Raw genomic sequence first — 17,216 nt, 5'->3', positions numbered from 1 at the left:
CTGGAACCCGGTCCGGATCATCCAGCGGTTTGGGCGTATCGACCGCATCGGCTCCACCAATGCTCAGATACAGCTGGTCAACTTCTGGCCCGACATTTCTCTCGACGAGTACATCAACCTCAAAGAGCGGGTTGAGAACCGCATGGTCATCGCTGACGTGGCGGGTACCGCCGATGACAACGTCCTCACCCTGGAAAATTCCGATGCAGCGTTCCGTAAAGAACAGCTCCGTAAGCTCCAGGATGAGGTCATTGAGCTTGAAGACGTGCGCACCGGTGTCTCGATCACTGACCTCGGGCTCAACGACTTCCGGATGGATCTGCTCGGCTACATCAAGGACAACGGAGATCTCGCAGGCGTACCCAGGGCCTGCACGCCGTCGTTCCTGCGGACGCCGCGAAGGGCCTAAAGCCGGGTGTGATCTTTGCGCTGCGCAGCGTGAACGCAGACGATGCTCAACTCACCGGGAAGAGCGGCAACCGTGGTAACCGGCTTCACCCGCACTATCTCGTCTACCTGGACGACGAAGGCAACGTCATCGCCGACCACACCGAGGCCAAGCACCTACTCGACTTGCTCCGCGTCGGATGCCGCCCCTACGACGAACCAGTCTCCGATGTCGTGCATGCGTTCAACGCAGCTACGCATGAGGGTGCGCAGATGGGCAAGTACTCCGGGCTCCTGACAGATGCGATCCATTCGATGATCGACGTCACAGAAGAACGCGACATCGACAGCCTCTTCACCGGAGGCCAAACCACCGCCCTGACCCAGACCATTGCAGGCCTCGACGACTTCGAGCTGATCGCATTCGTCGCCATTGTGGACCCTCCACGGGGATGCAGACCAATGGTTGATCTGCTATACAAATGGCCTGTCGCAGCGAAGTTCGGCAGCCGTGTTCCCAAGGAGAAGTTCTACGAGTACGGCAATGTCACCACCGCTGTGCGTGAGAAGTTTGTGTCCGAAGTCCAGCGCATTACCTGGGCCTACAAGCTCGCCGAATCCACCATCAACCTCCCCGGCAGCACGAGTGTCCCTGAGATCCAGGTCTTTCATATCGACGCCAAGACCGGTGAGGTCGCCGATCAGGTCCTGTCTGCGATCGACAATGCCATCCAGTACCCGATCATCTTCGAGATCACGCGAGCAACAGCTGGCGAACCCCAGATCAGGATGGTCGCAGCACACAAGCAGCTCGGCTCGGGTGCCTCGAAGCTCAGTGCCTACTACTCGACCGGTTGGCTCCCCGCTGACGTAAAACGGCAATCGCTCCCTACAGCAATTGGCTTGACCACTCTTTACGCCGCAATTCTGGTGCCGCTAACTCCGGTGACGGTACGGCCCGGTGAGGAGATGTCAGAGGTTGCAGACAGGCTGGCAACCGTGCGAAAGCTCGAACGCGAGATTACCGCTTTGAGCGCAATCTCCGCACCGAGCCGCAGCTCAACCGCAAGATCGAGCTGCGCCGCACCCTCAAAACTAGACAACAAGAACTCGAACAGCAGAGGTAACCCGTGGAGAAACTACGAATGACGTCGCCAGACCTGACCGATGCCAACATCGACAAGCTCGCCGAACTGTTCCCGACCGTCGTGACTGAGACCGTCGACGCTGACGGTAACGTCAAGATGGCCGTCGACTTCGATCTGTTGCGCCAGGAACTCTCCGGCCATGTCGTAGAAGGGCCGCAGGAGCGCTACCAGCTCGACTGGCCGGGCAAGCGCGCCGCCGCATTCGCCGCCAACGCGCCGATCTCCAAGACGCTGCGTCCCGTCCGCGAAGAGTCGCTCGACTTCGACACCACCAAAACCTCTTCATTGAAGGCGACAACCTCAATGCGCTCAAGCTCCTCCAGGAGTCGTACCTGGGCAAGATCAAGCTGATCTACATCGATCCGCCATACAACACAGGGAACGACTTCGTTTACAACGATGATTTCGCCGAGAACACGGACGATTACCTTCGCCGATCTGGACAAGTTGATGACGCAGGGGCACGTCTGAGCGCTAACACGGAATCTAACGGCCGCTTCCACAGCGACTGGCTCAGCATGATTCTCCCTAGGTTGAAATTAGCTCGCAACCTTCTGACCGATGACGGCGCGATATTCATCTCTATCAATGACGCTGAGATGGAAATTTACATCGCGTTGCGTCCGAGATCTTTGGTGAATCCAATTTTGTTGGCTCAATGGTTTGGGCCGCTGGGCGTAAGAACGACTCGAAATTCATCTCGTCGTCACATGAGTACATTCTAGTATATGCCAGAAATATGGCGAGCCTCGTTAGCAAGGTCGGTTTGTGGCGAACACGTAAGGAGGGGCTTGATGAAATCTACTCCGAATACGCGAGATTGCGCAGGGTGCATGGAGTCGATGATGCAGCTATTGAGGGGCGCTACGCGCCTGGTATCGGCAACTTGGCGAAGACGAACCTGCCAAGCGACACAAGCACTATTCGGCGATCGACTCTCGAGGCGTCTACTTCCCGTCGGACCTCTCGAAGAATTCTCCAACCTCCCGCTCAAAGTATGACGTGGTCCACCCGAATACTGGGAAGGCGGTGAGCATGCCGGAGCATGGTTGGAGGTACGCTCCTGAACAGATGGACGCGTTATTGGCCGAGGGCAGGATTAGGTTTGGTGCCGATGAGTCAACTCGTCCTACATATAAGCGGTACTTAGCTGACGCCGAGGACGAAATCCCTTATAGCGTGTTCTACCTCGATGGTCGCGGAGCGAGTGGCCGCCTGAAGTCTTTGCTCGGTGGAGCAGTGTTCGAGAATCCAAAAGATGAACAAGTGCTGCGGAAGATAATTGAGTTTGGTACGGACAAGAATGATATTGTCCTCGACTTTTTCGCCGGATCGGGGACCACTGCTCACGCAGTTATGTTGCAGAACGTCAAGGACGGCGGATCGCGCCAGTTCATTCTCGTGCAACTCGACGAGACTACGAATCCGAAGTCCGAAGCGGCAAAACAGGGTTACTCCTCCGTCGCGGCGATAGCTCGCGAGAGGGTTCGACGTGCGGCAGCACAGATTAGAAAGGAATCTGCCTCCAACGCACAACGCCTGGATTCTGGATTCCGAACACTTCGCATTGACACAAGCAGTATGGCCGATGTGCTCCGCAGCCCGGACGACACGGATCAGCTTGCGCTCAATCAGCTTGAAGGCAGCGTCAAGGGCGATCGCTCTAGTGAAGATCTCCTCTTCCAGGTGTTGCTCGACTGGGGGCTCGAACTCACAATGGCTATCACGGTCGAGCTGATCGATGGCCGAGAGGTATTTATCATCGAGGAAGGCGCGTTAATTGCGTGCTTCGACAGCGAGGTGACTCCGGAGCTTGTACACGCGATCGCAAGGCTGCGGCCGCTGCGCGCGGTCTTCCGTGACCCCGGCTTCGCGTCCGATGACGCGCGGATCAACGCGGAGCAGGTCTTCCGCGAAGTGTCACCGGCGACCGACGTGAAGGCGATCTGATCGGGATGAAACTACAGTTCAAGGTCCAGCAGTACCAGACCGACGCTGTCGACTCGGTTGTCGAGATTTTCGAGGGGCAGCCCAAGCGCGACGGCATCTCGTATCGAATCGACCCTGGCAAGGTGACGCCTGCCTCGAACCCGACGTTGTTCGAGACGAACGATACGCCCGACTCTGGGCTTCGGAACGCCGACATCGCGCTCTCCACTACTCAGCTGCTGGAGAACGTCCATAAGGTTCAGCGGTCTCGCAACCTGCCGCTGTCGACGACGCTTGTCGATAGCAAGGCAGCCCCAGGGACTCCGAACCTGGACGTTGAAATGGAGACGGGAACCGGAAAGACCTACGTCTACATCAAGACGATTCTGGAGCTTCACAAGCGGTACGGCTGGTCGAAGTACATCGTCGTCGTGCCCTCGGTTGCGATCCGTGAGGGTATCAAGAAATCGTTTGACGTCACTTCCGAGCATTTCCAGCAGCTTTACGGGACCAAGCCACGATCGTTCATCTACAACTCTTCTCAGCTGCATGAGATCGAGCGCTTCAGCTCCGACGCCGGGGTACAGGTGATGATCATCAACATCCAGGCATTCAATGCGACCGGCAAGGATAACCGTCGCATCTACGACGTGCTCGACGACTTCCAGTCGCGGCGTCCAATTGACGTGATCGCAGCGAACCGACCTATCGTGATCATTGATGAGCCGCAGAAGATTGGTGCTGCGAAGTCCCTCGATGCGCTTTCGCGCTTCCACGGCCTGATGATGTTGCGGTACTCGGCAACGCACAAGGTGGAGCACACGAAGGTGCACCGGCTCGACGCCTTGGACGCGTACAACCAGAAGTTGGTCAAGAAGATCGCGGTGCGCGGTATCACCGTAAAGGGCTTGGCTGGATCCACCGCTTACCTGTATCTGGACGCAATCGAGATCGCCAAGGGCACGAAGCCGCGTGCTCGAATCGAGATCGAAGTGCAGACTCAGACTGGGATCAAACGTCAGGTTAAGCGCCTCGACGTGGGTGCGAACCTGCACGATGTGTCGAACGGAATTGAGGCCTACAAGGGCTTGTTCATCACCGAGATCGACGCGAACCGTGACGTAATCGAGCTGAGTAACGGCGACGTCATCATCGCCGGACAACTCGCCGACCGCGACGTCACCGAGGAGACGAAGCGACGCATCCAAATTCGGGAGGTCATCCGTGCGCATCTAGACAAGGAACGCGAATTGTTCAGCCAGGGCATCAAGGTGCTTTCGCTCTTCTTCATCGACGAAGTTGCCAAATACCGCGACTACAGCCGTGAAGACACCCTCGGTGACTACGCCCGAACATTCGAGGAGGAGTTCGCTGCGATCCGCGACGAGGTACTCGGAGAGCTGGCCATCGATAACGCGACTGAAGAGTTCCAGCAGTACTTGCGACGCGACGAAGTCCGACAGGTGCACGAGGGATACTTCTCGATCGACAAGAAATCCAAGCATCAAGTTGACGGCAATGTCTCTGGCCGTGGCGACGACAAGGGGCAGTCGAACGACATCGATGCGTACGACCTGATCCTGAAGGACAAAGAGCGACTGCTCTCGTTCACAGAGCCAGTCCGGTTCATCTTCTCCCACTCCGCGCTGCGCGAGGGCTGGGACAATCCCAACGTGTTCGTCATGGGCATGCTCAAGAAGAGCGACAACACTGTCTCCCGGCGCCAAGAGATCGGCCGCGGCCTGCGCCTCGCCGTCGACCAGCACGGCACACGCATGGACAACCCCGCCACTGTGCATAACATCAACGAGTTGACAGTGGTCACCGACGAGTCGTACACCGATTTCGTTGCCGGACTCCAGAAGGAGATTTCGGAGTCCCTAGCTGCCCGACCGCGCAAGGCTACCCCCGAGTACTTCGTCGGCAAGACTGTTGAGGATGTTCCAACCGGAACCCTTCACACGATCACGCTAGACGAGGCAAAACAGCTCCAGCACTGGCTGACGATTAATGCCTTTATCGACTACGAGCAGCACCTCACCGACAAGTGGCTCGGTCGGGCCGAATTGCCTGAGATACCCGAGCTGCCAGCCGCGCTGCAGCCGTACTTTACCAGGTTGCCGAACTAGTTGACGCTCTAAACGTCGCGGCGCCGGAGATCACCGACGACCGCAAGCCGAAGAAGATCCCGCTCAACGAAGCCAACTTCGCCAAGAAGGAATTCCAGGAACTCTGGGGCCGGATCAACCACAAGGCGGTCTACCAAGTCGAGTTCGACTCGGCCGAACTGATCCGCAAGTCCGCCGACCATCTCGATAAGCACCTGAACGTCGCCGCTATGCAGTACGTCGTCCAAGCAGGGCAGCAGCGCGAGAAGTTGGAGGCTGACGACCTCGCGGGCGGCTCGGGGTTCGCGGTGTCGTCCACGCAGACCCACACCGAGACCGTGAGCGCGGGATCGCAAGTGAAGTACGACTTGCTTGGTGAGATCACCGAGAAGACCCAGCTCACCCGTCGTACGGTTGCCGCGATCTTGCGAGGCGTGGCGCCGGGCACGTTCGGGAAGTTCCGGCTCAACCCGGAGCAGTTCATCACCGAGGCTGCGAGGCTGATCAACGAGCAGAAGGCGACTGTCATCGTCGAGCACTTGGCGTACGACACGCTGGAGGACCGGTTCGACTCGGCGATCTTCACTGAGAATCAAACCGAGCAGGACTTTAGCAAGGCGGGCGACAAGCTCAAGAAGCACGTTTACGACTTCGTAGTGACCGACTCGAAGATCGAGCGCGCGTTCGTCACCGAGCTGGACACAAGTACGGAGGTCGCTGTTTACGCGAAGCTCCCGCGCGGGTTCTTCATCCCGACTCCGGTGGGAGATTACAACCCCGACTGGGCGATCGCATTCACAGAGGGCAGCGTCAAGCACGTCTACTTCGTTGCTGAAACCAAGGGCTCACTTTCGACCCTTCAGCTCAAGGGTGTGGAGGACGCCAAGATCGAGTGCGCCCGCAAGTTCTTCGCGTCCATTAGCGAGAAGAACGGCCAAGACGTGACCTACGACGTCGTTACCGACTACACCGAGCTGATGCAGCTCGTGACCGCGTAGGTCGATCTGTGGCGCTATTCTCGGAGCACTTTCAGTGGCCATCGACCTCGGTCGAATTTGAGTCGATCGGTGGTGGCGCACGCGACGGCACAGCCGAAGTTGTTGAACGCGGCGGGAGGTGGATCCTCAAGTCACCGCGTAGCTTCTCGTATGCGACAGGGCAGCCTGGCGTACGAGTCCTCACAGCATCTCTTGACGGGACACCGACGCTCATACGTGGAACAGTCTTCGGGATCGACGGTGACATAGGGTTGCGAGTCGATGAACTCAGGGTCGGATCAGCCGTGGATGATGCTCACTACACAACCGTGACGGCGACATTCGAGCACCTGGCGTCGGCCTGTTCCTATCGCCACGAGGATGGAGCGGCTCGGAGCCCTGGGCAACCGTTGGTGTTCCCGGCGATTGACGGAGCGTCGCAATGGAAGCGACGCTACGCAGCGGAGAGAACTCGATCACGTTGGTTGCGCCGGAGCCGGTTCCGCTGGAGAGCTTTGAGACTCAGCTCGCCGTCTTTCAGGCGATGCTCACATTCGCGGCTGACCTGCCGTGCGGACAACTCACACTAGTCGCAACTGACAGGTCCGGGCAGACCGTGAACATCTTTGGGCGAGACAAATACGCGCCGTTTGAGCGTCCGACGCGCAAGCCGGTTGAGTACACGCTGAGATTCGCAGGTGACTGGATTCAACACACGATCGAGCGGTGGTGGGCGGCATACAGTGAATGGAAACCAGTCCTCCAGATCCTCGCGGGGTTGCGGTACCAGCCGGGATATGTCGACGCAGACGTGATCCTCAGCTCCGCGGCAATTGAGTCAGTCGCCACAGCGCTTCAACAACACGAAGCTCCGCGATTAAGCCCCGACGAATCTAGGCCGATTCTCGAAGCTCTGGAATCGTTGACGGGCCTCGACCGCGCGCAGAAGGAGGCAGTGGCGCAGCTCAAGGGCGATCTTGGGAGGACCACATTCCGTTCGAAAGTGGAGCAGCTCATCCGACATGTCGATGACGACGTCTGCCAGCAAGCGCGGGTCTCCATTGAAGAATGGACAAAGCAATTTCTCAAGGCTCGAAATACCATTGCTCACGCGGTTTCGAGCGACATCTGGGAAAATGGCGTCTTGCTGCGCGGTATCCGGGACGCCAACTGGATCGTGCTGACTCTCGTGATTCTGAAGTACTTGGACGTTCCAGCTCCGGCAATTGGCCGCGCTGCGGAACGATTCGGCACACGGTACGGCGTTCGCTATCGCGGCGTTGAAATCTTCACCTGAGGCGCTGCCTTCAGCGCCACCACGCGTCTTGCAGATCGAGGTCGCGACCACTCGCGTGTGATCTCTGAAGTAGCCGATCCTGCTTGTTTACCTCCTCCTTGATGGAGGGAAGGTGAGCTGCGGTGACGGTGTCGATGCGGGTGATGTCGGCGGGCGACGGCTACAAGTATCTGCTGCGCACGGTGGCTGCCGGTGACGGCGATCGGGACCTTTCGACCCCGTTGACGAGGTATTACAACGCGGACGGCACGCCACCGGGGCGATGGATGGGCAGCGGCCTCGCGGCACTCGGAAGTGGGCAACTAAGCGACGGCGATGAAGTCACCGAGGCGCAGCTTCAGCTGTTGATTGGCATGGGTCGTGATCCTGTCACGGGCGAGCCGCTTGGCGCGCGTACCCGGCTTACAAATCGGCGGCTGAGCGGGTTGGTGAGCGAGTCAGCGCGCTCGATCCGGAGCTGAGTCCTATCGCTCGGGCCCGAGCAGTCGCGGCGATCGAAGCGGAGGAATCCGAGCGTGGCACTCGACGAGCAGTGGCCGGATACGACTTCACCTTCTCCATCCCGAAGTCCGCCTCCGTGCTGTGGGCAGTGGCTGACGCGGGAACGCAATCTCTCATCGTCAACGCGCACCATGCGGCGGTTGCAGAGGTGGTTGCGTTCATGGAGCGCGAGGTTGCAGCCACTCGCGCCGGTGCAACCCCTGGGGATGGTGCCGTTGCGCAGGTCGACGTGCGCGGGTTGATCGCAACAGCGTATGACCACTACGACTCACGATCGGGCGACCCGCATCTGCACACGCACGTCGTCATCAGCAACAAGGTGCAGACCGTGCTCGACAACAAGTGGCGAAGCCTGGACGGTCGTCCCCTCCATGCTGCGACGGTGGCGCTCTCTGAGTTCCACGAAGCGGTGTTCGCGGATCACCTCACGCGGCTCTTCGGCGTTGAGTGGGAAACGCGTGATCGCGGACGGGACCGCAACGCGGCATGGGCCATCGCTAAGGTCCCTGAACAACTTGTGTCCGAGTTCTCGTCGCGTTCGCGGCATATCAATGAGGAGAAGGATCGTCTCATCGCTGCGTACGTGGAGAAGCACGGCAGGCAACCCTCCAGCGCGACGATCATCAAGCTACGTGCCCAGGCGACGCTCGCGACACGACCGGAGAAGGAGATCCATTCGCTCGCCGACCTCACCGCGCAGTGGAGGCGGCGGGCGGGCAACATCCTTGGTGGCGATGCAACCGGCTGGGCACGAATGGTCGCGGCGAATGAGGTGCCGTTGCTCCTGCGGGCGGATGATGTGCCGCTTGACGTCGTTCGTGGGCTGGGACAGAGCGTTGTGACTGTAGTTGGGGAGAAGCGTTCGACGTGGCGCCGGTGGAATCTCACGGCCGAAGCTGCTCGGCAAACGATGCGGTACCGTTTCGCGAGCACCCGCGATCGTGAGGCGATCATTGGCATGGTTGTGGATGCTGCTGAGGCTGTGTCGATTCGGCTCACGCCGCCCGAACTGGCATTCAGCCCTGCCGTCTTTCGCAGGAGTGACGAGACGTCGGTGTTTCGGTCGAAGAACTCCACGGTGTTCTCGTCTGGTGAGTTGCTCGACGCCGAGGAGCGCCTGCTTCAACTCGCGCACACAACAACGGGCCCGACTGTCTCGCTGGAGACGGTCGAACGCATCGTGCGGAAGCCTGACCGTGCGGGATTGGTACTGGGCGAGGACCAAGCATCCGCGCTGATGGAGATCGCGGTTTCCGGTCGCATCGTCGATCTGCTTGTCGGCCCCGCTGGTGCCGGGAAAACGACCGCGATGAACGCGCTGCGCCGAGCGTGGGAGAAGGCACATGGCGCAGGATCTGTCGTTGGACTTGCGCCATCGTCGAGTGCGGCACATGTGCTCGCCGAGGATCTCGGTATCGCAACCGAGAACACGGCAAAATGGTGGCAGAGCCATCTCCAGGCAGACGTCGGCGTTCAGCCAGGTCAGCTCGTCATCGTTGATGAGGCGTCACTCGCGGGGACGCTGTCGCTGGACCGAATCGCCCAGCTCGCTGCTGAGGCTGGGGCAAAAGTGTTACTCGTCGGCGACTTTGCGCAGCTCCAGGCGGTCGACGCGGGCGGTGCATTCGGACTGCTCACCTACGACCGCGATGAGGTTCCCGAACTCGTCGACGTTCACCGCTTCACGCACGACTGGGAAAAGCGTGCGTCTCTCGATCTTCGACACGGTCATACCGAAGTTATCGACACCTACGACGCGCACGATCGAATCGTTGACGGTGACACCGAAAGCATGATCGATGCTGCCTACGCCGCATGGCGCACCGATCTCGTCGCGGGGCTCGCAACGGTTCTCGTCTCAGACTCCAACGAATCCGTGACCGCGCTCAATAACCGCGCACGGACCGATCTCATTCTCGACGGAACCGTTCACGGGATCCGTGAATCGGAGCTGCACGATGGAAACTATGCGGCGTGCGGTGACACCGTCATCACTCGGCGCAATGATCGCCGCCTACTGGCAGGGCGAGGCTGGGTGCGCAACGGGGATCGCTGGAACGTCGTCGATGTTCGACGCGATGGATCGATGCTGGTTCGACGCACCGGAGGTTCCTGGGGATCCAGCGTCCTCCTTCCAACGGAGTACGTCGCGGAGCACGTCGAACTCGGCTACGCGGTCACCTCCTTCCGGGCGCAAGGCCTCACCACCGATACTGCCCACGTGCTCGTCGACTCGACCATGACCAGGAGACTCTCTACGTGGCTATGACACGGGGTCGTGATGCCAACGTCGCCTACGTCGCTGTGGATAAACCCGACGCATCCCACGATGGCCCGCATCCGGGACAGAACGATGAAGTCACCGGCCGCAGCGTGCTTATCAGCATCCTCCAGCACGTGGGCGCCGAGCTCTCTGCGCATGAAACGATCGCCGTCGAACAAGAGTCCTGGGGAACGATCGCACAGCTCGCCGCAGAATATGAGACGATCGCCGCGGCAGCGCAACGCGACCGGTGGGCGGCTCTGGTGCGGACATCCGGCCTCAATGCAGAAGAAGTGGATGAGGTCATTGGCTCGGATGCGTTCGGCCCCTTGAGCGCAGAGCTGCGCCGAGCTGAAGCCAACCATCATGACTTGGCCAACTTGCTCCCACGTCTCGTCCGTGCGCGTGGCTTTGGCGATGCGGACGACATCGCTGCCGTCATCCGACACCGAGTTATCGACGCCACCGCGCGACCAGCTGGATCAGGCCGCACACGCAAGGTGCCCAGGCTCATCGCCGGGCTCGTACCCGAAGCGATGGGACCGGTTGCTGATGACATGCGTCAGGCGCTCGATGAACGTCGTGACCTCATCACGCAGCGAGCCGACGCAGTGCTCGGCAAAGCAATCGCAGATGATGCGCAATGGATCGCGTCACTCGGTGAAGCTCCTGCCGCTGCATCGGGGCGTGAGAGGTGGCAGTTGGCGGCGGGGACGATCGCCGCGTATCGCGACCGATACGCCGTCACGACGCCGAGCCCTTGGGCTCCGGCCCGAGGCCACGGCGCAGCGAATTGATCACGCGAGGGCCGAAGCAGCGCTCACCGAGATCCGCAGTACGAACGCCGCGGCCAAGGTTGTGCAGTCCCATCGTGGTCCGTCTGAGCGGACTTCGGAGGGGCGGGCGCTCTGACCGCTGCCCAGTCGCGCCGGTGCGCGCGCTTTTCGCCAGTCAACTGCGCGGAAGAAGATGATCGATTAAAGGCTGCGTGAATCGGGTGAGCGACGATCACACGCTGCAGCGATGCGAAATGCTCGTGACAGCTCCGCGTTGTGGTCGTTGCTCTTGTCCTCGTCGGCGAGTCGAAGAACGTCTTCGGAACCTGTGAGCAAACGGGCGCGTCTGTCTTGAATGAGGATGTTGGAGCCATAGCTGGCGGCACTCGTCACGGGGCCAGGAACCGCACCAACGGAGCGACCAAGCTCCGCTGCTTCGCCGGCGACACGCAGCGATCCTGACCGCGCCCCCGCCTCAACGATCACCGTCGTCGAGGAGAGCGCGGCCATAATCCGGCCACGATCGAGAAAGCGCTGCCGTGTTGGTGCTACACCCGGGGCGACTTCAGAAACGAGGAGGCCTTGGTGCTCAATACGCGCAAACAGATCCGCGTGTCCAGCAGGGTACGCGCGATCGACCCCACCCGCGAGGACTGCAATCGTTCTTCCACCGGCCGCCAACGCCGACTTGTGTGCGACTGCTTCGATACCGTAGGCACCGCCAGCGACAACGACACGGCCACTGAGCGCGAGGTCACTGGCGAGTTCAATCGCCATGTGGTCCCCATACGCGGTGGAGGCACGCGCGCCGGTCAGCGTGATGCGGTCGGCGAGAGGCTTGGCCAGCAGCGCAGTCTCGCCACGCGTCCACAGCGCATATGGTGTGCGTACTCCGAGATCGTTGAGGGCGGCTGGCCAATCCTTCTCACCCGGAATCAGGACCCGGAGGCCTTGTCGCTCGAAGGTCGCCATCGGTGTGGCCAAGGTGTCGGCGCTGCTCACAGTGTGCAAGCGTTCGCGCCATACTGCCGCTGCGATCTGGTCGAGGCCGGGCACCGCGCCGTCAGCATCAGCGAGGCGGAGCAGTTCTACGGCACCGACTAGGCCAAGGAGACGATCGGTCGACGGATCATCCGGTGCAGCCACGAGCGAGAGAACGGTGCGCGCGCTTCGCTCGTCGTGTCCGAGGGAAGAGAGGGAAGTCATCATCGGGCTCCTTCACAGCCAGTCATCACCGTGCAGGTGCGTAACACCGCCCTTTCCTATGTCGTTGGTTCGGCGTACCCTTGGAACCAGGCGACACACTCAATGTTCGCCATCGCCGATGCGATGGCATGACGGCCCAGGGCAGTCCTCCAGGTTCAACGTTGCCGAACCATGAGAGGACAGTTGTCATGTTTCGAATCATCTGGGTTATCAGCATCTACCTCCGCAACTTCATGCGCAGGTACATGCCCACCAACATCCTGCTTGACGCGATTCGAACCCGCCGCGGCTTAAGTGGGGCGTGCCCGCGATGCTCCTCGCCATTCCGTATCTCTTCGTCGCGAGCATCTGTACGGCCCTCATCGGCGGGGGAGCGTCCCGCTGGCTCTACGTCGTTGCTCTTGTCTGCATCTGGAACGCACTCAAGTTCCTCGTGATCGGGCCGATATGCGTTGGCCTGCTCTTACAGACGCGGGTCGCAGACTATCGAGATTCACATCGATCTCAGCCCCACAACACCTCGGCCTGGGGGTAGCGGTAACTACCAGGCGCATCTGACGCCAATGGCTCGGGGTACGGGGCAGACGGCGATGTCGGTGGTCACCGATACCATAATCTCGTGCGGCCCCACCGGTCCGTTTACCCGTACCTGATGAGTCCAGGAGCCCAACGATGAGCTACCGCAACAAAACCTATGTCGCTTTCGCCAGCGAAGACATCCATTACTACCGATTGATGACAGCATGGAAGGCGAGCGATAATATCGACTTCGATTTCACGAACGCTCACGATATCTATGAGGCTCGCGACACGAGTACGCCAGAAACGATCAAGCGGCGGCTACGCGAGCGGTTGAACAACACTAAGCAAGTGATCTTGTTGGGCAGCGCGGACGCCCGTCGCAAAGGTGGCAACGGCACTTCGTTTCTCGCCTACGAGGTCAACGCGATCATTTCACTGGGGCTCCCGGTCGTGATCGCGAACCTGGATCGCGCCCGCGAGCACGTCAGCGGGAATGTTCCGACACCGTTTGCTGATGCCGACTATTACACGATGGCGGTATCGTTTGGGCCCAGGATCATCAAGTACGCCCTCGATGACTACGCCGTCAACTTCGCGGGATCGAGCAACACCGGACCGTACCGGTACAAGGAATCGGTATACGAGAGTCTTGGACTGAACAAGTAGTGCGTCACAAACGTAACCCTCGTCGGTATGCGGCAGGGTTTTCCCGCCGGTTTCTGGAGGCAATTGGTGCGCAGGCGGCGGGAGCGGGCGTGATCGCCGTGTTTGCTCCTGACATGCTGAAGAACCAATGGTGGCTGATAGCGGTGGCTGTGGTCGTGGCAGCAACATGGGCGGTATTCAAGCAACGCCAGACGTCGCCGTCGCAATGGTACGCCCATGGAAACTTCACGATTCGACTCGTCGTTGGTGACTTGTTTCAGCAGGATGCGTCGGCGATGGTCGGGATGACGACGACGTTCGATACGGACCCGACCATTATCGACGCGAGTAGCGTGCAGGGAAGCTTTCTGTGCACTGTCTATGCGAGCTCGCATACGCGTCTTGACCAGGAGTTGGAGGAATCGCTGGCAGCCACAAAGCCAGTCTCGAGGATCGTCAAGGCTGGCAAGCCGCGTGCGTACCCTCTGGGGACCACTGCGATTCTCGAAGGCCGCGGCGCTATCCGCTATTACTGTCTTGCGTACACTGAGATGGACGCGCACAACCGCGCGCAGGGTTCAGTTCGCGGCATCGTTCACAGTCTGGACAAGCTGTGGGACGCCGTCGATATGCACAGCAATGGTGCCCCAATCTGTGTGCCGCTGCTTGGCCAAGGTCAATCTCGTATTCCGGAGCTAACTCCCGAAGCCGCCGTGCGATTGATGGCATTCTCGTTTTTCCTGCGCTGTCGCCGGAATCGGGTGTCTTCCGAACTGCGGATCGTCATCCACCCGAAGGAGATTAATAAGATCGACCAGACTGAGTTCCAAGCTTTTCTCCGATCTTTGGCGACAGAATGACCGACAGCGCCAGTAGTCTCGACATCCCGGAGCAGGAGCGGTGTGCGTTCTGTGACTACCTCACGGGGAGGCGCCCGTTCACTGTTCTTCGTCGCGACCGCCTCGTGGCGGTCCTGGTGACACGAGAGCAACGCGGACTCGGGCACCTCCTTGTCCTTCCCACACGGCACTACCCGACGTTGTTGGAATCACGGCGGGATGAACGCCACGAACTGATCGATACTGTCACCTGGGCTGCGGCCGCCATTGACGAGGCCTACGAACGTCCAGGGATTGCTGTGTGGCAGAACAACGGCACCGCAGCTCACCAGGCGATTCCTCATCTCCACTTTCATGTCGCCGCGACGCTTCCCGGAGGCGGCACAAACTTCGACGACGTACCGGAACTCAGCGTCGCCGAAACCGACCAGATCGCCGCGAGGATTCTGAGCACAGCTCCACCTATAGACGGTTTTCTCCGTGGTTGAACAGGCGTGTCCACGCGTCGATCCGGTCGAGCGGTAAGGGGACCAGAACGGGACCAGAGTCATGCAAATCATGCATTCGGTGACGTTCGCCTCATGATCTCGCATCCAGAGTCATGCGGAAAACGGTCCGAACAGCGCCGTTTGGACGCCTACTGATCTATTTGGGATCGGAAGCCTTACCGCTCCGGCCCAACTCGCAGCAGATGGACTGGACCGAGCGGTCCCGAGGAGCTGGACTGAATCAACTTAACAAAAGTGATTCAGGGGGTGTTGTGGTGATGTCGAACATGAGTACAGCGATCGAGAGCGCTCGTGCTGCTGCTGGTCTGTCCCAGCGCGCGCTTGCTGATCGAACCGGGATCTCACAAGCGACGCTGAATCGAATCCTGAGCGGTGAGCGGACTGCGAAGATGACTGAGATCATCCAGATCGCCGACGCTATTGGCTGCACGGTTGCACAACTCACCGGTAGTGCTGTTGCGGAGCGCGTGCAGTGCGCGGCGCGTGCGACAAACGGATCGAGCATGACAACGATGCGTCAGCGATTGTTGCACTTCATCGAACTCGACGCCTACCTCGATGACCAGGGGATTTCCGCAGCGCGATGATCCTCAGCGTGGAGCAGCAGGCGAAGCAAGCGGCCGATGAGTTCAGGCGCAACCATCGGCTCGGGGTGCAGCCGCTCGGCGATCTGGTTGCGTTCATTGAGCAGACGACAGGTTGTGACGTAGCGATCCTCGATGCCGAACCAGACGAGCATGGCCTGGCCATGTGCGACCCGGTTCGAGGCGCCGTCTTCGTTGGGGTTGCTCGTAGCCGGAATCCGATGCGACAGCGCAGTACACTGGCCCATGAACTGGGACATCTGGTCTTCGAGGGCTGGAATGACGAGGCTGAGTTTGAGAAACGATCGCCCGACGAGATCCGGGCGGATGCCTTTGCGCGCCATCTCCTTATTCCGATTGAGGGAGTCAAGGAGTTCCTCGGGGATCGCGAATCGGCTTCGGAAGCCGACCTTGCCGCTGTCGTGCAAAGGTATTTGATTTCACCCGCGATCGCAGCGATCGCAATGCGTGACGCTGGGTACATCAACCAATCGACTGCGCAGGATTGGATGCGGTACCGGACTCCTCAAATTGCCACACGATACGGCTGGAGCGATCACTACGCTGCCCTACAAGATGACTCAGACCGACTTCGCGCACCACAGTCGCTCGTTGCCCGCGCCGTTGAGGGGTACGCAGAAGGAATCGTGAGTGCGCAGGTCATCGCAACGCTCAGGGGTGTAAGCGTTGATGCGGTACTTGAAGACCTTGAAGAGGCGGGAGTCGTCCCGGTCCAGCACGAGGCGACGGACTTGAGCCTTGAAGATTTTCCGGAAGTTGATGTTGACCTCAGTGATCTGGAGGGTGAGGGCGCTTCCCCATGAGCCAGCATCCCATTATGGATGCAGGCCCTGGCATCAACTTTTTCTCCCTCAACAAAGAGCGGCTGCTCTTTAGCGTGCTTGGTGCACTGAGCGTTCCTGAGATCGTTGCGGATGAGATTCTTCGCAAGGCCCGTCAGGATGAGAGGTTCGCTGCTGCCGAGCGAGTCTGGAAGAAGCTGCCGTCGCGACTGATGGAAGTACTCTCCGATGACGCTACCGATGAGCTTGCTGCTGCGGTGCACCGCATCGCAGGAATGCCGATCGAGCAGCGTGTGCGTTCGAATAAAGACCTCGGCGAGACCATGGTGATTGCCCACGCTGTGGTCGCGGCCGAGCGCGGCGAAAACGTCATCGTCTTCATCGATGACGGCGGCGGACGTAGCATGGCGGCAGTCGAGCAACGGCGGCTTCAGCGTCTTCACGTCGCGAACGGCGTGCCGGGCCGTATCGATCTGATCAGCACGCTCACCGTACTGAAGAGGGCCGCGGGACGCGAACACCTGCCCGACAAGGCTTCGATGCGGGTGCTCTACGACCGCCTTCGCAAACTCGACGATGGGCTCGCCCCACTCGCCACCACTGGTCTCATGGACCTACCTTGCTGGAGCCAGCAGGGGGACCAAAAGGGGACCACAACCATGGAAACCACGCATCCTATGACGTGCTCTGCATGACCTGAATTGCAGAACTACGCGGGAGAG

17 protein-coding genes and 1 pseudogene are annotated in these 17,216 nt (G+C 59.9%); 15 read left to right on the top strand and 3 right to left on the bottom strand.

The genetic code is table 11. The features are described from left to right. The first annotated feature begins 142 nt into the window (after positions 1-142). From L0A91_RS04580 to L0A91_RS04555, 6 genes are all read left to right on the top strand, one after another. Positions 143-409 carry a hypothetical protein gene (locus L0A91_RS04580; RefSeq protein WP_235246032.1) on the top strand — a complete coding sequence of 89 codons (267 nt, stop codon included), beginning with the start codon at positions 143-145 and terminating at the stop codon, positions 407-409. A gap of 8 nt (positions 410-417) precedes the next feature. Further along, positions 418-1,536 (top strand): DUF4391 domain-containing protein, encoded by a 1,119-nt coding sequence (locus L0A91_RS04575; RefSeq protein WP_235246031.1) that lies wholly within the window; start codon positions 418-420, stop codon positions 1,534-1,536. Next, entirely contained in the window at positions 1,533-1,886 is a 354-nt protein-coding gene (locus L0A91_RS04570) for a hypothetical protein (protein WP_235246029.1), read from the top strand. Before L0A91_RS04575 ends, L0A91_RS04570 begins: the two co-directional genes overlap by 4 nt. Beyond that, on the top strand, positions 1,820-2,260 hold the full coding sequence (locus L0A91_RS04565) for a site-specific DNA-methyltransferase (protein ID WP_311198137.1): 441 nt from the start codon (positions 1,820-1,822) through the stop codon (positions 2,258-2,260). Before L0A91_RS04570 ends, L0A91_RS04565 begins: the two co-directional genes overlap by 67 nt. Positions 2,261-2,570: 310 nt before the next feature. Continuing rightward, positions 2,571-3,485, top strand: a complete 915-nt coding sequence (locus tag L0A91_RS04560; protein WP_235246028.1) for a DNA methyltransferase — start codon at positions 2,571-2,573, stop codon at positions 3,483-3,485. 5 nt (positions 3,486-3,490) lie between these two features. After that, the gene (locus tag L0A91_RS04555; protein ID WP_235246027.1) at positions 3,491-5,593 is read left to right on the top strand and encodes a DEAD/DEAH box helicase family protein; all 2,103 of its coding nucleotides are present in this window, start codon (positions 3,491-3,493) and stop codon (positions 5,591-5,593) included. Positions 5,594-5,601: 8 nt separating this feature from the next. Here L0A91_RS04555 and L0A91_RS04550 read toward each other — a convergent pair whose 3' ends face one another. Beyond that, positions 5,602-5,820 (bottom strand): hypothetical protein, encoded by a 219-nt coding sequence (locus L0A91_RS04550; protein WP_235246026.1) that lies wholly within the window; start codon positions 5,818-5,820, stop codon positions 5,602-5,604. Here L0A91_RS04550 and L0A91_RS04545 point away from each other — a divergent pair. The 3 genes and pseudogenes from L0A91_RS04545 (at position 5,803) to mobF (ending at position 11,522) form a co-directional block, all read left to right on the top strand. After that, positions 5,803-6,570 (top strand): hypothetical protein, encoded by a 768-nt coding sequence (locus L0A91_RS04545; RefSeq protein ID WP_235246025.1) that lies wholly within the window; start codon positions 5,803-5,805, stop codon positions 6,568-6,570. The genes L0A91_RS04550 and L0A91_RS04545 overlap by 18 nt on opposite strands. Positions 6,571-7,030: 460 nt before the next feature. Then, positions 7,031-7,846 carry a hypothetical protein gene (locus tag L0A91_RS04540; protein WP_235246024.1) on the top strand — a complete coding sequence of 272 codons (816 nt, stop codon included), beginning with the start codon at positions 7,031-7,033 and terminating at the stop codon, positions 7,844-7,846. A gap of 134 nt (positions 7,847-7,980) precedes the next feature. Continuing rightward, positions 7,981-11,522: pseudogene (gene mobF, locus L0A91_RS17235) on the top strand (MobF family relaxase). Positions 11,523-11,587: 65 nt separating this feature from the next. On the opposite strand, the gene L0A91_RS04520 reads toward mobF, so the two are convergent. Next, positions 11,588-12,595: a DNA-processing protein DprA gene (locus L0A91_RS04520; protein ID WP_235246022.1), complete on the bottom strand. Its 1,008-nt coding sequence runs from the start codon at positions 12,593-12,595 to the stop codon at positions 11,588-11,590. 669 nt (positions 12,596-13,264) lie between these two features. Here L0A91_RS04520 and L0A91_RS04515 point away from each other — a divergent pair. The 4 genes from L0A91_RS04515 (at position 13,265) to L0A91_RS04500 (ending at position 15,694) form a co-directional block, all read left to right on the top strand. Then, the gene (locus tag L0A91_RS04515) at positions 13,265-13,780 is read left to right on the top strand and encodes a TIR domain-containing protein (RefSeq protein ID WP_134404995.1); all 516 of its coding nucleotides are present in this window, start codon (positions 13,265-13,267) and stop codon (positions 13,778-13,780) included. Beyond that, positions 13,780-14,619: a macro domain-containing protein gene (locus L0A91_RS04510; RefSeq protein WP_235246021.1), complete on the top strand. Its 840-nt coding sequence runs from the start codon at positions 13,780-13,782 to the stop codon at positions 14,617-14,619. Before L0A91_RS04515 ends, L0A91_RS04510 begins: the two co-directional genes overlap by 1 nt. Beyond that, entirely contained in the window at positions 14,616-15,086 is a 471-nt protein-coding gene (locus L0A91_RS04505; protein WP_134404999.1) for an HIT family protein, read from the top strand. The genes L0A91_RS04510 and L0A91_RS04505 overlap by 4 nt, the downstream gene beginning before the upstream one ends. A 287-nt stretch (positions 15,087-15,373) precedes the next feature. Continuing rightward, positions 15,374-15,694, top strand: coding sequence for a helix-turn-helix transcriptional regulator (locus tag L0A91_RS04500; RefSeq protein WP_235246020.1), 321 nt, complete (start codon positions 15,374-15,376; stop codon positions 15,692-15,694). Here L0A91_RS04500 and L0A91_RS04495 read toward each other — a convergent pair. Beyond that, positions 15,658-16,035 carry a hypothetical protein gene (locus L0A91_RS04495; RefSeq protein ID WP_235246699.1) on the bottom strand — a complete coding sequence of 126 codons (378 nt, stop codon included), beginning with the start codon at positions 16,033-16,035 and terminating at the stop codon, positions 15,658-15,660. The two genes, L0A91_RS04500 and L0A91_RS04495, sit on opposite strands and share 37 nt — an antisense overlap. Between L0A91_RS04495 and L0A91_RS04490 the strand changes: the two genes are divergently transcribed. Both L0A91_RS04490 and L0A91_RS04485 read left to right on the top strand, forming a co-directional pair. Continuing rightward, positions 15,931-16,515: an ImmA/IrrE family metallo-endopeptidase gene (locus tag L0A91_RS04490; RefSeq protein WP_235246525.1), complete on the top strand. Its 585-nt coding sequence runs from the start codon at positions 15,931-15,933 to the stop codon at positions 16,513-16,515. The genes L0A91_RS04495 and L0A91_RS04490 overlap by 105 nt on opposite strands. Continuing rightward, entirely contained in the window at positions 16,512-17,189 is a 678-nt protein-coding gene (locus tag L0A91_RS04485) for a hypothetical protein (protein WP_235246019.1), read from the top strand. The genes L0A91_RS04490 and L0A91_RS04485 overlap by 4 nt, the downstream gene beginning before the upstream one ends. Positions 17,190-17,216 lie beyond the last annotated feature (27 nt).

Origin of the sequence: Ornithinimicrobium sp. INDO-MA30-4 (assembly GCF_021535045.1) — a bacterium.
Taxonomy (GTDB): Bacteria; Actinomycetota; Actinomycetes; order Actinomycetales; family Dermatophilaceae; genus Ornithinicoccus.
The sequence above is the reverse complement of the archived record's forward strand: the minus strand, read 5'-3'. Positions and strand labels throughout refer to the sequence as shown.